Source organism: Citrobacter sp. Cpo030, assembly GCF_030333005.1.
In the GTDB taxonomy this organism is placed as follows: domain Bacteria; phylum Pseudomonadota; class Gammaproteobacteria; order Enterobacterales; family Enterobacteriaceae; genus Citrobacter; species Citrobacter portucalensis.
Map to the genome: position 1 here is coordinate 85,035 of NZ_JAOWGT010000048.1, position 13,701 is coordinate 98,735.

General features: G+C 51.9%; 11 protein-coding genes, 1 pseudogene and 1 riboswitch. Of the genes and pseudogenes, 6 read left to right on the forward strand and 6 right to left on the reverse strand.

All coding sequences use genetic code 11. The features are described from left to right. Window positions 1–19: 19 nt before the first annotated feature. On the reverse strand, window positions 20–1,255 hold the full coding sequence (locus OGY37_RS06460; RefSeq protein ID WP_286620378.1) for a multifunctional CCA addition/repair protein: 1,236 nt from the start codon (window positions 1,253–1,255) through the stop codon (window positions 20–22). Between the two features lie 62 nt (window positions 1,256–1,317). Further along, entirely contained in the window at window positions 1,318–1,938 is a 621-nt protein-coding gene (locus tag OGY37_RS06465) for a TIGR04211 family SH3 domain-containing protein (protein ID WP_003828434.1), read from the reverse strand. Window positions 1,939–2,179: 241 nt separating this feature from the next. On the opposite strand from OGY37_RS06465, the gene OGY37_RS06470 reads away from it, so the two are divergent. The 4 genes from OGY37_RS06470 to glgS all read left to right on the forward strand — a co-directional run bounded on the left by OGY37_RS06470 (window position 2,180) and on the right by glgS (window position 8,443). Next, window positions 2,180–3,481, forward strand: coding sequence for a CYTH domain-containing protein (locus OGY37_RS06470; RefSeq protein WP_048215523.1), 1,302 nt, complete (start codon window positions 2,180–2,182; stop codon window positions 3,479–3,481). Between the two features lie 125 nt (window positions 3,482–3,606). After that, on the forward strand, window positions 3,607–6,447 hold the full coding sequence (gene glnE / locus OGY37_RS06475; RefSeq protein ID WP_284968981.1) for a bifunctional [glutamate--ammonia ligase]-adenylyl-L-tyrosine phosphorylase/[glutamate--ammonia-ligase] adenylyltransferase: 2,841 nt from the start codon (window positions 3,607–3,609) through the stop codon (window positions 6,445–6,447). A 59-nt stretch (window positions 6,448–6,506) separates the two neighbouring features. Beyond that, a complete protein-coding gene (gene hldE, locus OGY37_RS06480; RefSeq protein ID WP_003828429.1) occupies window positions 6,507–7,940 on the forward strand; it encodes a bifunctional D-glycero-beta-D-manno-heptose-7-phosphate kinase/D-glycero-beta-D-manno-heptose 1-phosphate adenylyltransferase HldE in 1,434 nt (477 codons plus the stop codon). Window positions 7,941–8,236: 296 nt separating this feature from the next. Further along, entirely contained in the window at window positions 8,237–8,443 is a 207-nt protein-coding gene (gene glgS / locus OGY37_RS06485) for a cell surface composition regulator GlgS (RefSeq protein ID WP_008785836.1), read from the forward strand. Window positions 8,444–8,476: 33 nt separating this feature from the next. On the opposite strand, the gene ubiK is transcribed toward glgS, so the two are convergent. Then, complete coding sequence (ubiK, locus tag OGY37_RS06490) at window positions 8,477–8,773, reverse strand: ubiquinone biosynthesis accessory factor UbiK (protein ID WP_003828426.1); 297 nt, start codon at window positions 8,771–8,773, stop codon at window positions 8,477–8,479. Window positions 8,774–8,905: 132 nt separating this feature from the next. Further along, window positions 8,906–9,055, forward strand: a riboswitch (FMN riboswitch). 106 nt (window positions 9,056–9,161) lie between these two features. Between ubiK and ribB the strand changes: the two genes are divergently transcribed. Beyond that, window positions 9,162–9,815, forward strand: coding sequence for a 3,4-dihydroxy-2-butanone-4-phosphate synthase (gene ribB / locus OGY37_RS06495; RefSeq protein WP_003828424.1), 654 nt, complete (start codon window positions 9,162–9,164; stop codon window positions 9,813–9,815). Window positions 9,816–9,899: 84 nt separating this feature from the next. Here the strand turns inward: ribB and dsbI are convergent. From dsbI to assT, 3 genes and pseudogenes are all read right to left on the reverse strand, one after another. Further along, window positions 9,900–10,577 (reverse strand): annotated as a pseudogene (dsbI, locus tag OGY37_RS06500) (protein-disulfide oxidoreductase DsbI). 13 nt (window positions 10,578–10,590) lie between these two features. Next, the gene (locus OGY37_RS06505) at window positions 10,591–11,259 is read right to left on the reverse strand and encodes a thiol:disulfide interchange protein DsbA/DsbL (protein WP_063941833.1); all 669 of its coding nucleotides are present in this window, start codon (window positions 11,257–11,259) and stop codon (window positions 10,591–10,593) included. A 23-nt stretch (window positions 11,260–11,282) separates the two neighbouring features. Next, entirely contained in the window at window positions 11,283–13,079 is a 1,797-nt protein-coding gene (assT, locus tag OGY37_RS06510; protein WP_284968980.1) for an arylsulfate sulfotransferase AssT, read from the reverse strand. Window positions 13,080–13,475: 396 nt separating this feature from the next. Here assT and OGY37_RS06515 point away from each other — a divergent pair, with 396 nt between their 5' ends. Next, window positions 13,476–13,652 carry a hypothetical protein gene (locus tag OGY37_RS06515; protein WP_003828416.1) on the forward strand — a complete coding sequence of 59 codons (177 nt, stop codon included), beginning with the start codon at window positions 13,476–13,478 and terminating at the stop codon, window positions 13,650–13,652. Window positions 13,653–13,701 lie beyond the last annotated feature (49 nt).

Here is a 13,701-nt window from a genome sequence, read left to right on the forward strand (position 1 = left end):
GCATTCGGCAACGCAGTGTCTACGCTTTCGGGCAACGCTGCTCCTTCCAACTGGCTACCGCCGCGATGCGACGCCGGGTCAGTTCTTCACGAATTGCCTGACCTTTGAATCCAGCTTCAACCACGTCTTTCGTTGGCACCGCCTGCGCAACCTGCCAGGCTTCGCGCAACAGCCTGCCTTGCGGATAATCTGCCGCTTCAAAACCGGTTCGCCCACGCACATCAGCCTCGCTGGTGAGGGCGATTTGCTCCACGCGCTGCGGTTTGCGCCAGGCATCTATGGAATCAAACAGCTTAACGATGGTTTTTGGCTGCAGGATCGGGAAGGTATGAATGAGGTCGTGGAACTCGGAAACCAGTTTGGCTAAATCACGGATGTCATTCGGTACGCGCAGGCGCTGGCACAGTTGTTCGACAAGCTTAACACCCGCCGGACCGTGGCCGTGATGGCGCGGCCACAGCGCTTTAGGCGTCAATGCTTTGCCAAGATCGTGGCACAGCGTAGCAAAACGCACGTCGACTTCCGGACTTAACATGGCTGCCATCGACAGCGTCATCAGCGTATGAATACCGGTGTCGATTTCCGGATGCCACTGCGCGGGGGCAGGAACGCCAAACAAAGCATCTACTTCCGGAAACAGGATGCGCAGTGCGTCGCAGTCGCGCAGGACCTGAAAAAATATCTGTGGGTTACGGGTGGTTAATGCGCCTTCGGTTTCTTTCCACACTCGCTCTGGTGTCAAATGCTCCAGTTCACCAGCGGCGGTCATGTCACGCATCAGTGTCATAGTTTCTTCAGCGATACGAAAACCGAGGTGCGCGTAGCGGGCAGCAAAACGCGCCACGCGCAGCACGCGCAGCGGATCTTCACTAAAGGCAGATGAAACATGGCGCAGCAGACGGTTTTCCAGATCGTCACGTCCATTATACGGATCGATAATCTCTCCGTCGTCATCGCGGGCCATTGCGTTGATGGTCAGGTCACGGCGCTGAAGATCGGCCTCCAGCGTCACATCTGCGGCGGCATAGCAGGTGAACCCGGTATACCCCGAGCCTGACTTACGTTCGGTACGCGCCAGCGCATACTCTTCGCGGGTTTGCGGATGCAGAAACACGGGAAAATCGCGGCCTACCTGCTGGTAGCCCGCGTCGAGCATTTCTTGCGGCGTGGCGCCAACAACAACCCAATCTTTATCTTTAATCGGTAGCCCTAATAACGCATCCCGAACAGCACCACCGACCAGATAAATCTTCACGCCACTTTCCTTTTGAAAACTATGATCCCTTAATCATATGTCAGTGTGGCGGAGAAGGCGATTCAGTTCATCCAGCGATCTTTGCGTTTACGGCTTGGGATCATGTGTGGCAGAACCAGGCCGAGCAGCAGACCAAGACCCAACACGCCGCCACCGTACATAAACCACTGCATGATGATGGTGCGCTGTTTGTCATCAAGCTGAAGGTTGGCTGCGCTGACCTTCTTTTGCGCCACGATAAGCTCGTTTTTCAGCTTCTGGTTTTCTTGTTTCAGCCCGTCGATCACGCTGTCGCTTTGCGCTACCTTTTGCTGCATATCGGCGGTGCGCTGGTTCCACGTGGTATCGATATTATTGAGCTTATCGGTCAAGGTCTTAACCTGGTTTTCCAGGTCGGGAACGCGGGTACGCAGGCTCGGCGTACTGTTCAGCTCTTTCAGCGGGATCCAGGCGGTACGTCCGGTGCTGTCTTTCACCTGGCCGTAGTTAGTGTTGGCATCAGTCTGTAATAGCGTGACTTCCTCGCCGGCGTTAACCGTACCCACGAGGCGATAATTATCTCCCGGACCGCTGCGGACCCAGGTGTTCAGTTCGTCAGAGACATAGCGCTTTTCTTCGGCATGAGAGACTGCAGTGGCGCTAAGTGCGAGTAAAGTTAATCCAATCAGGCGTAATTTTGGCATCAGGCTGTCGTTATTGTCATAGAAAGTGGAACGATAGTAGTGGCATCAGTGTCTCTACGCAAAGCATTCGACATCAATCGGAATCATCTGTGTCCTTTTTGCCACTACTCGAAACTTTTACGCCCGTCAAATTGCTCGTTGCATGGCAATTTGGCGCAAAATACTATCTACTGACCATAAAGAACAAACTTAGTTCGCAGTCAGTTTTCTCAACTGTGACATAACCCATAAGTACAAGACCATGGCCCAGGAAATCGAATTAAAATTTATCGTTAATAGTGATGCTGTAGATGCGCTACGTGAACGTCTGAATACGCTGGGGGGAGAGCATCATGCGCCCAGCCAGTTGCTGAATATCTACTACGAAACGCCGGATGCGTGGTTGCGTGGTCACGATATGGGGCTGCGTATTCGCGGTGAAAATGGTCATTACGAAATGACCATGAAAATTGCCGGACGCGTGACGGGCGGACTGCACCAGCGGCCGGAATATAACGTTGCGCTAAACGCGCCTGAACTGGATCTCACCTTGTTCCCAACGGAAGTCTGGCCTGATGGCGAGCTGCCCGCTGAACTTGCTTCTCAAGTGCAGCCGTTGTTCAGCACCGATTTTTACCGTGAGAAATGGTTGGTTGATGTTGATGGCAGCCGGATTGAAATGGCTCTCGATCTGGGGGAAGTGAAAGCGGGCGAGTTTGCAGAACCTATCTGTGAGCTTGAACTTGAACTGTTAAGCGGCGATACCCGTGCCGTACTGAAGCTGGCAAACCAGCTGGTTTCGCAAACCGGTTTACGCCAGGGTAGCTTGAGCAAAGCAGCGCGCGGTTATCACCTGGCTCAGGGGAATGCGCCGCGCGAACTCAAACCGACACGCATTTTGAAAGTTCCGGCGAAAGCGAGTATTGAGCAGGGGCTGGAAGCGGCGCTGGAGCTGGCATTATCACAGTGGCAGTACCATGAAGAGCTGTGGGTGCGCGGCGTTAAAGGGGCGAAAGCCGAGGTGCTGGCGGCTATGGGCCTGGTGCGTCACATTCTGATGCTTTTTGGCGGTAATGTGCCGCGAAAAGCGAGCGCTCACTTACGTGATTTGTTGACCCAGTCGGAAGCGATCATTTCGTCGGACGTTTCTGCTGTTTCGGCGGTTTACAGCACGCAAACGGCAATGGCCAAGCTGGCGCTGACCGAATGGCTGGTGACCAAAGGATGGCAGCCGTTCCTTGATGCGAAGGCGCAGGGAAAAATTGCCGACTCCTTTAAGCGTTTCTCGGATACCCATCTTTCACGCCATGCCGCTGAGCTGAAGACCGCTTTTGCGCAGCCGCTGGGCGATCAGTACGCCGATCAGCTTCCTCGTTTGACGCGCAACATTGATAGCATGCTGATGCTGGCGGGATACTACGATGAAAATGTCGCATCAGAATGGATCGCCAACTGGCAGGGTTTGCGCCACGCCATTGCGGCCAACCAATATATTGAAATTGAACACTTCCGTAACGAGGCAATTGCACTGGAACCGTTCTGGCTGCACAGCGGAAAACGATAATCAGGGCCGAGGCCGGGATGCCTGATGGCGCTGCGCTTATCAGGCCTACGCGATGTGTGTAACTGTCATGTAGGCCGGATAAGGCGAAAAGACGCATCCGGCACCATTCAAAGGATAACCCGTAAATGAAGCAGCTCTCTTCACCGTTACAGCAGTACTGGCCGACCGTTGTTGAGCGGCTGCCAGCAGCAATATCTGAGTCCTCGCTTAGCGTTCAGGCGAAGTCAGTACTTACATTCAGTGATTTTGTCCGTGACAGCATTATTGCCCATCCCGAATGGCTGGCTGAGCTGGAAAGCACCCCACCCCTGGCAGATGAATGGCAACACTATGCCGACTGGTTACAGCAAGCATTGGCTGACGTTAGTGACGAAAACACGCTGATGCGTGAGTTACGCCTGTTTCGCCGTCGCATTATGGTGCGTATCGCCTGGGCACAGACGCTGTCGCTGGTGACCGAAGAGAGTATTTTGCAGCAGCTAAGCCATCTGGCTGAAACGTTGATCGTCGCCGCGCGTGACTGGTTATACGCCGCCTGCTGTCGCGAATGGGGTACGCCCTGTAATCCTGAAGGTGTGGCGCAGCCGCTGCTGATTTTAGGCATGGGGAAACTGGGTGGCGGCGAGCTGAATTTTTCCTCCGATATCGATCTGATTTTTGCCTGGCCAGAACATGGCAGCACACAGGGCGGGCGCCGCGAGCTGGATAACGCCCAGTTCTTTACCCGTATGGGCCAGCGGCTCATCAAGGTATTAGATCAGCCCACAATGGATGGGTTTGTCTATCGGGTGGATATGCGTTTACGCCCGTTTGGCGACAGCGGTCCGTTGGTACTGAGCTTCTCTGCGCTGGAGGATTATTACCAGGAGCAAGGGCGCGACTGGGAACGCTATGCGATGGTCAAAGCCCGCATTATGGGCGATGCCGACGGCACTTACGTCAGCGAGCTTCGTGCCATGCTGCGGCCTTTTGTTTTCCGTCGCTATATTGATTTCAGCGTGATCCAGTCGTTGCGTAACATGAAAGGGATGATTGCGCGTGAAGTGCGCCGCCGTGGTCTGAAAGATAACATCAAGCTGGGGGCGGGCGGTATTCGCGAAATTGAATTTATCGTGCAGGTATTCCAGCTTATTCGCGGTGGGCGCGAGCCGTCGCTGCAATCCCGCTCGCTGTTACCGACGCTTAGCGCCATCAATGCGCTGCACCTGCTGTCTGATACCGATACGGAACAACTGCGAGCAGCCTATCTCTATTTACGCCGCCTGGAAAACCTGCTGCAAAGCATCAATGATGAACAGACCCAGACGCTGCCAGGCGATGAACTGAATCGCGCGCGGCTGGCGTGGGGGATGAACGTTGATGACTGGCAGCAATTAACTGATGTGCTGGCCAATCATATGGACAACGTACGCCGGGTATTTAACGAGCTGATTGGCGATGACGAGGCCGAAAGTCAGGAAGAGTCGCTCTCAGAACAGTGGCGCGAACTGTGGCAGGATGCATTACAGGAAGATGACACCACGCCGGTGCTGACGCATCTGGCGGATGACGATCGTCGGCGCGTGCTGTCTCTGATTGCTGATTTCCGTAAAGAGCTGGATAAACGCACCATTGGCCCACGCGGACGACAGGTGCTGGATCATTTAATGCCGCATCTGCTGAGCGATGTCTGTACGCGTGACGACGCCTCAGTCCCGCTATCACGCATTACACCTCTGCTGGTGGGTATTGTGACTCGCACGACCTATCTGGAGTTGTTGAGCGAATTCCCCGGGGCGCTGAAGCATCTGATTTCGCTCTGTGCGGCCTCGCCGATGGTCGCCAGCCAGCTGGCGCGGTATCCGCTGTTGCTTGATGAACTGCTGGATCCGAACACCCTGTATCAACCCACCGCGACGGACGCCTACCGTGATGAGCTGCGCCAGTATTTGCTGCGCGTGCCTGAAGATGATGAAGAGCAGCAACTGGAGGCTCTGCGCCAGTTTAAGCAAACGCAGCTACTGCGTATTGCCGCGGCTGATATCGCCGGTACACTGCCGGTGATGAAGGTGAGCGACCATTTAACCTGGCTGGCGGAAGCTATTATTGATGCGGTAGTCCAGCAGGCGTGGACGCAGATGGTCGCGCGCTACGGTCAACCCACTCATCTTAGCGAACGCGAGGGGCGTGGTTTTGCCGTCGTCGGTTATGGCAAGCTGGGCGGCTGGGAACTGGGGTACAGCTCGGATCTCGATTTGATCTTCCTGCATGACTGTCCGATGGACGTGATGACGGACGGTGAGCGTGAGATTGACGGGCGACAGTTCTATCTGCGCCTGGCGCAGCGCATTATGCACCTCTTTAGTACCCGTACTTCGTCCGGTATTTTATACGAAGTGGATGCGCGTTTGCGTCCGTCAGGGGCGGCGGGGATGCTGGTGACATCAGCTGACGCTTTCGCCGATTATCAGCGTAACGAAGCCTGGACATGGGAGCATCAGGCGCTGGTGCGTGCTCGCGTAGTGTACGGCGACCCGCAGTTGACCTCTCAGTTTGATGCGATTCGTCGCGATATCATGACCCTCGTCCGTGATGGGAAAACCTTGCAGACCGAGGTGCGCGAAATGCGTGAGAAAATGCGTGCCCATTTGGGTAATAAGCATCGCGATCGTTTTGATATCAAAGCGGATGAAGGCGGCATCACAGATATTGAGTTTATTACGCAGTATCTGGTGCTGCGCTATGCGCATGAAAAACCGAAGCTGACGCGCTGGTCGGATAACGTGCGCATTCTGGAATTACTGGCGCAAAACGACATTATGGACGAGCAGGAAGCGCTGGCGCTTACCCGTGCTTATACGACGTTGCGTGATGAACTTCACCATCTTGCATTGCAGGAACTTCCGGGCCATGTGGCGCCGGAGCACTTCGACGCTGAACGTACACTGGTGCGTGACAGCTGGCAGAAGTGGCTGGGTGCCGAGTGAAGTGTGCTATTATCGCGCGCAAATTTTAAGACACTCAGAGAATCTCTCAGGAGACAGGAATGAAAGTAACTCTGCCAGAGTTTGAACGTGCAGGAGTCATGGTTGTCGGTGATGTGATGCTGGATCGCTACTGGTACGGTCCTACCAGCCGTATTTCACCTGAAGCGCCTGTTCCGGTGGTAAAAGTGGATACCATCGAAGAACGTCCCGGTGGCGCAGCAAACGTGGCGATGAACATTGCCTCTCTGGGAGCGAATTCGCGCCTGGTGGGCCTGACCGGTATTGACGACGCGGCGCGTGCGCTGAGCAAAACGCTGACGGATGTAAACGTAAAATGCGATTTCGTATCCGTGCCGACCCATCCGACGATCACCAAACTGCGCGTGCTTTCCCGTAATCAGCAGCTGATTCGCCTGGATTTCGAAGAAGGTTTTGAAGGTGTGGATCCGCAGCCGCTGCACGAGCGTATTAACCAGGCGCTGGGTTCTATCGGTGCTCTGGTGCTCTCCGACTACGCCAAAGGCGCGTTGGCAAGCGTGCAGCAGATGATTGCTCTGGCGCGTAAGGCTGGGGTGCCGGTGCTTATCGATCCGAAAGGAACCGATTTTGAACGCTACCGTGGCGCAACGCTGCTGACGCCGAACCTGTCTGAGTTTGAAGCGGTGGCGGGCAAGTGCAAAAGCGAAGATGAACTGGTTGAACGCGGCATGAAAGTGATTGCTGATTTCGACCTTTCCGCACTGCTGATCACGCGATCCGAGCAGGGGATGACGTTACTGCAACCGGGCAAATCGCCGCTGCATATGCCGACGCAGGCGCAGGAAGTGTATGACGTGACCGGTGCAGGCGATACGGTTATTGGCGTGCTGGCGGCGACGCTGGCGGCGGGTAACTCACTGGAAGAGGCGTGCTATTTTGCTAACGCCGCAGCCGGTGTTGTCGTTGGTAAGCTGGGGACCTCTACCGTTTCACCGATCGAGCTGGAAAACGCCGTGCGCGGTCGGGCTGATACTGGCTTTGGCGTGATGAGCGAATCTGAGCTGAAACAGGCCGTTGCCAGCGCCCGCAAGCGCGGCGAGAAAGTGGTAATGACCAACGGTGTGTTCGACATCCTGCATGCGGGCCATGTTTCCTATCTGGCGAATGCGCGCAAGCTGGGCGATCGCCTGATCGTGGCGGTCAACAGCGATGCTTCGACCAAACGTCTGAAAGGTGAAACGCGTCCGGTCAACCCGCTGGAACAGCGTATGATCGTACTGGGCGCGCTGGAATCTGTCGACTGGGTGGTCTCTTTTGAAGAAGATACGCCGCAGCGTCTGATTGCTGGCATTCTGCCGGATCTGCTGGTCAAAGGCGGCGACTATAAGCCGGAGCAGATTGCGGGCAGTGAAGAGGTGTGGGCGAACGGCGGTGAAGTGCTGGTGCTGAACTTCGAAGATGGCTGCTCCACGACTAATATTATCAAGAAGATCCAGAAAGACAGCGATAAGTGAACCCTGACCTGATAGCCGGATAAGCGAAGTTCCTTCAGGCTTACAGGATGTACCGATTACAGGCCGGATAAGACGTTTGCGCGTCACAATCCGGCTTTTTTTCGCTTTATTCTTCAGCCGCTGCGCCTCTTTCCCTGATATACCCGCCATACTTCAAGCCTTCTTAGATTTCATAGGAAACTGTGAACCCGCGCAGTAGTTTTGCGCACAATATGTACAGAATAACTTCGTATCCAGGGAAATACTGAAATTAGAAAAAGCATATGGCCTTAGCAGATATTCAATAACTGGAGGGTATGCTCATGAACAGCAATATGTATTCACTAAACAATTTCGATTTCCTGGCCCGTAGTTTTGCCAGGATGCAGGCTGAGGGCCATCCCATTGATATCCAGGCAATAACCGGGAACATGGATGAAGAACATCGTAGCTGGTTTTGCAAACGCTATGCGCTGTACTGCCAGCAGGCGACGGAAGCCAGGAAGCTAGAACTGGAACACTAACAGAAAAACGGGCCTTGCGGCCCGTTGTCGTTTTTACTCTTGCGGATCGACTGACGGGATCGCGGGGGCAGGTTTAATTTCTGCCGTTTTATCACGTGATTCAAGCTCAGTCAGACGTTGCTCAAGCATCGCCAGCTTTTCGCGCGTGCGCAATAAAACCTGAGTCTGTACATCGAATTCTTCGCGGCTTACCAGATCCAGACGGGTCAGCTGTGACTGCAGCGTTTGACGAATTTTCTTCTCGACGTCTTCGCCAAACTCGCGGATCCCTTTCGGCATCGACTCGTGAACCTGACGAGCAATCTGCTCAATTTTTTTCGGGTCAATCATTGTGGTTTCCCTGAACTGGTACGTGTTGCTGCCTATTGTAGTGCGAACTGGCACAGGCATAAACCAGAATTGTGTGAAGCTAAGACGAGTAAAGGCGTTGATGAAGGTAATCAATAGCGTTATAGTTAACCCGCTTATTCTCAGGGCGGGGCGAAATTCCCCACCGGCGGTAAATCAACTGATGTTGAAAGCCCGCGAGCGCTTTTTGTTACGGCAAAAAGGTCAGCAGATCCGGTGTAATTCCGGGGCCGACGGTTAGAGTCCGGATGGGAGAGAGTAACGATCCAGTCGGGCATGGACCCGCTCACGTTATTTTTTTGCCGCTTAGACGGTACTCCTAAGACTGCCCTGATTCTGGTAACCATAATTTTAGTGAGGTTTTTTTACCATGAATCAGACGCTACTTTCCTCTTTTGGTACGCCTTTCGAACGTGTTGAACATGCGCTGTCTGCGCTGCGTGAAGGACGCGGTGTAATGGTGCTTGACGACGAAGACCGTGAAAACGAAGGCGATATGATTTTCCCGGCAGAAACCATGACTGTTGAACAGATGGCGCTGACCATCCGTCACGGTAGCGGTATTGTATGCCTGTGCATCACTGAAGACCGACGCAAACAGCTCGATCTGCCAATGATGGTGGAAAACAACACCAGCGCTTACGGTACCGGTTTTACCGTGACCATTGAAGCCGCAGAAGGCGTGACCACCGGCGTTTCCGCTGCAGACCGTGTTACTACGGTACGTGCGGCAATTAAGGATGGCGCTAAACCTTCCGATCTTAACCGTCCGGGGCACGTTTTCCCGCTGCGTGCTCAGGCAGGTGGCGTGTTGACCCGCGGTGGTCATACTGAAGCAACCATCGACCTGATGACGCTGGCAGGATTTAAACCGGCGGGTGTGCTGTGCGAACTGACCAATGACGATGGCACCATGGCGCGTGCGCCAGAATGCATCGAATTTGCCGGTAAGCATAATATGGCTGTGGTTACTATCGAAGACCTGGTGGCTTACCGTCAGGCGCATGAGCGCAAAGCCAGCTAATTGCTGACTACCGCGACAACCGTGGTAGGGATAAAAAAACCGAAGTCAGTTTTCTGGCTTCGGTTTTTTGTTATTGCGGCCTGGCTATTTTTTTCTGGCCAGTTTAAGTGCCCAGGCTCCGCTCATTACCAGCAACAGCACTAAACACAAACCAAAGGCGAGCAGGCAGGCCTGCGCCATATTCATAAAATGCCATGGCGGGAGCAGATACCAGCCTTCGGACTGCTGGTACAGATCGACAAACCACTTTTGCGTACTGCTGAGCGCTACGCCATCGGGAACGACAGGTGCGTCATAGCCGCAATCTCCAGTGGGCTTAAACCATTCTGGAGCCCAGTTTGCCAGCGGCAAATTGAAAGGGAATGTCGGATCGGTGGAACATCCCTGTACACCAAAGAGTGAATCCGGGTCCGGGTTATGTACTGCATAATGGATGCCATTAAGTTTGATTGAAAACTTAATGCCCATAATGCTGCCATAAAATGCCGCAATGCAGCCGACCAGTTTTAGGATGAGGTTTTTAGGGTTTATTGCCGCGATCAGCCCACCGAAAACCATCACAAACATGGCAAAGCGGATGTATACACATTGCTCGCAAGGGGCCATGTAGAGATAGATTTGGAAGAACGAGTGCGCCAGAATAATTAACCCACCCATGGCACAAGCCATTAGCAACCACAAAAAGCGACGCTCCTACCATCTCACCAGGGTATCAACCGGTGCGGTACATAAGTCTCGCCACAATCCTTTGATAAAATCCATAGCGGTTCCCTGTTTATTTTGTCGCCAGCTCTCTGACAAGCTCAGCCATGGAATCAATCGATTTGATGCTTTTGGTGTAGATCAGGTACTTACCATTGACGACGTAAGCCGGAACCCCCTGGATTTTGGCAACATCATAGGCCGCTTTCCATTTTTCCAAGGTCTCCTGAACTACGGGTTCTTTTAAGGCGTTCTCGAAGTCTGCTTGACTCATACCCGCAGCATCCAGCCCTGTTTTGATGAATGAAGCGGGATCTTTACCGTCAGACCAGCGTTCCTTCTTGTCGTGGTAGGCAGTGTAGTAAGCAAACTTGGCTTTTTTGAACTGTGATTTGGCGTCAAACAATGAGACCCCTGCGGCCTGATCCTTCGCAATCATTACTGCAAATACTTCACTGGCCTGTTTACCGTATTCTCCTTTGGTCTCGAGATGAAAAGGTGTGAAGGCGACGAGATCGGCAACTTTTTCTGACACCGGGCCGGTCACGGCTTTATCATATTTGTAGCAGAATGGGCAGGCATAGCTGAATACTTTGATCAACGTTTTATCAGCATTGGGAATCGGTTTCTCCAGCACCATATAGTCAGTACCTTCAGTAAAAGCCGATGCTGCAAATGGTGTTACCAGCGCCGCCGTTAATACCACGCTTTTAAATAATGAAGTAATCCATTTAGATGACATAATTAATCCTTAATCTAACGATACTATTTAAACATTTGTTGTGGGCGAACCAGTAATGCGCGGTAGTGCGTTTGGTTTGGTTTATCGGAAAGGACATCAATTTCGACTTTGACTTCTTTTGTTTTGTAGTCAATTTCGTTGATTTTGCCGGTGGTTGGCTGTCCAACGTCAAATAAATTAATAGAACCACCAAATCCAAACATGGTGTCGCGGTCTTTTTGATATTCAATTACCGACGTGATAGGACTGTAGAAATCATAACCGCGCTCTTTCCCGTACTCCCAAATTTGCTGAACGGTTCCTTTTTTCTCGTCAATTTTATATTCGACGAACCGGGAATATTTCATTGTTGGTAGCGCCGGTTGTTCGAGTCCACGCCCATCGCCATTGTCAAAGATGGTTAGCGTTCCTTTGCTGGAGAGCCAGGCGGTGTGTTGGGTGTAGGTAAAATCGAAATCAGTATTCTCGCACTTACCGTTTTCATCACACTTCAGCGCATTGCCCTTATCATCAACCGGTTTTAACAATTTGCTTGCCAGCGACTTATTCCAGCCTTTAGACGGTGCCAGAATCCATTTCACCTGTTTATCGCGACCGATTTTGACGACACCCTGATGGCGGGAAGAAAGAATGATGGAGTCATCTTTAGCGTCATAGGCAATGGAGTTGACGTGAGCCCAGTTACGGCCCGCACCAACGCCGAGGGCGTCACCATAGGGGGTATCTGGCTCCAGTTTCGCCTGTTGGCCTGCGTGAGCGAGATCCACGTTGACGCATACCGCGCCTGCGTCCAGCGCACCCAGTAGCGCGTCACGCATCGGGTCGAGAATTTGTGTCAGATCCCATACGTCAACAACACGTCCAGATTTATCGACTTCAATAATCTGGTCGCGGATGGTATGCACGTGAAGACCATCCTCTTTGCGATAATCGCGTTTACCCACGCGAAGCAGTACGGTGCCGTTCACTGTTTCGACCGACTCATGCGACGCGTCGAGGAATCCGCGAGGCAGCTTATGGTCGGCCAGAATCTGGCCCAGCATATCGAATTCATACCAGTGCTGGCCTTGTACGGCGGTGAAGGTGCCTCGCGGTGTTTCACGAATACCCATCAGGTAGCCGCGCTTGTTGATATCCATGTCATGGCCGTCATAGAAGGTGTCCTGATCCAGCCACCACCGATATTCACCTTCCGTATCGACGACAAAGGTAAAGGGTGCGATATCAAAGGGGAGTGCGCCGCCAGCTGGACCCGCATCCAGGATGCCGGCATTTTTATCTTTTTCGCCATGCCAGTGGAATTCTGCACCCTGCGGGGTAAAGGTGTGGGTATTCACCAGATAAAGACGATCTTCAAAACCCGGTGCTACTTTAATCACTTTTGTTTGCTGCAAATCAGATATTGAGCGGTTATCCATGTAGTGATTTACGATGGCGGAAGTTTGCACCACATAATCATCTTTCATGGCCTTACCGTTTTCTTTATATTCAACGGTTACCTTATTTGCGAACTTTTGATAAAGGCCAAAAATAGGAATGCCATCGTACGTGGCGAGTGACTCTTTGCCGACGGTATAAGTCACCGGAACGCCTTTTTCACCTTTACCATGGACGGTAACTTTAACATCTGAAATAACGTGGCTATCTAATTCAACCAGCGCAGTAAGCGGGGCATTTCCATAAGGGTCAACTACTATTGCGCCCAATTTTCCTGCAGGTTGGGCCGGTTGAAAACCAGCGGCAAGAGAGTTTCCTGCTGCTAATCCAAATGTCAGTGCCAGAGTCCCTGCCAGAAGTGTTTTTCGGTATTGTGTAAACATGGATATATCTCCTTATATTACCTATAAATATAATCTTGCTGAATATATTATGTTTTTACGGTTTTGATAAAATAAAATGGTATTGCTAATACTACTTTTGTAATGCATTAATTAATATTGATGAAATGTATTATTCTTCAGGAGCTAATTTTTATTATTTTTTTGATAGTATGAGTGAGATATTTTAAGAACAATATTTATTATTGCGTAGTGTGATCTTGTCGACATTGTTTTAATTGTTTATAACGAGTTTGGCTAATAGCTTAGCCGCTGATTTATATGATCGAAATCATATATTTGTTTCTGAAATATGCCACTATATGAGTATGTCAGAATAAGGTTGTGTAAAATTTTAACGTTAAATGTTTAATGATGTTAAATTTTAAGGGTAGAAGAATGTTTATTGCCTGGTATTGGATTGTATTAATTGCACTCGTTGCGGTGGGTTATTATTGCCATATGAAACGTTATTGTCGGGCATTCCGCCAGGACAGAGATGCCTTACTTGAAGCGCGAAACAAACTCTTTCGCCGTTCTGGTGAAGATAACAGCGCGATTAAGGAACAGGATTAGTCCTTCATATTCTGCTATGGATGAGCGGATGCTGTAAATTTGCAGAGTG

Excerpts from the sequence above, each read along its gene's own strand:
- OGY37_RS06465 (WP_003828434.1), bottom strand. The coding sequence starts at position 1,938 with ATGCCAAAATTACGCCTGATTGGATTAACTTTACTCGCACTTAGCGCC.
- hldE (WP_003828429.1), top strand. The coding sequence starts at position 6,507 with ATGAAAGTAACTCTGCCAGAGTTTGAACGTGCAGGAGTCATGGTTGTC.
- glnE (WP_284968981.1), top strand. The coding sequence starts at position 3,607 with ATGAAGCAGCTCTCTTCACCGTTACAGCAGTACTGGCCGACCGTTGTT.
- ubiK (WP_003828426.1), bottom strand. The coding sequence starts at position 8,773 with ATGATTGACCCGAAAAAAATTGAGCAGATTGCTCGTCAGGTTCACGAG.
- assT (WP_284968980.1), bottom strand. The coding sequence starts at position 13,079 with ATGTTTACACAATACCGAAAAACACTTCTGGCAGGGACTCTGGCACTG.
- ribB (WP_003828424.1), top strand. The coding sequence starts at position 9,162 with ATGAATCAGACGCTACTTTCCTCTTTTGGTACGCCTTTCGAACGTGTT.
- OGY37_RS06505 (WP_063941833.1), bottom strand. The coding sequence starts at position 11,259 with ATGTCATCTAAATGGATTACTTCATTATTTAAAAGCGTGGTATTAACG.
- glgS (WP_008785836.1), top strand. The coding sequence starts at position 8,237 with ATGCTCATGAACAGCAATATGTATTCACTAAACAATTTCGATTTCCTG.
- OGY37_RS06515 (WP_003828416.1), top strand. The coding sequence starts at position 13,476 with ATGTTTATTGCCTGGTATTGGATTGTATTAATTGCACTCGTTGCGGTG.
- OGY37_RS06470 (WP_048215523.1), top strand. The coding sequence starts at position 2,180 with ATGGCCCAGGAAATCGAATTAAAATTTATCGTTAATAGTGATGCTGTA.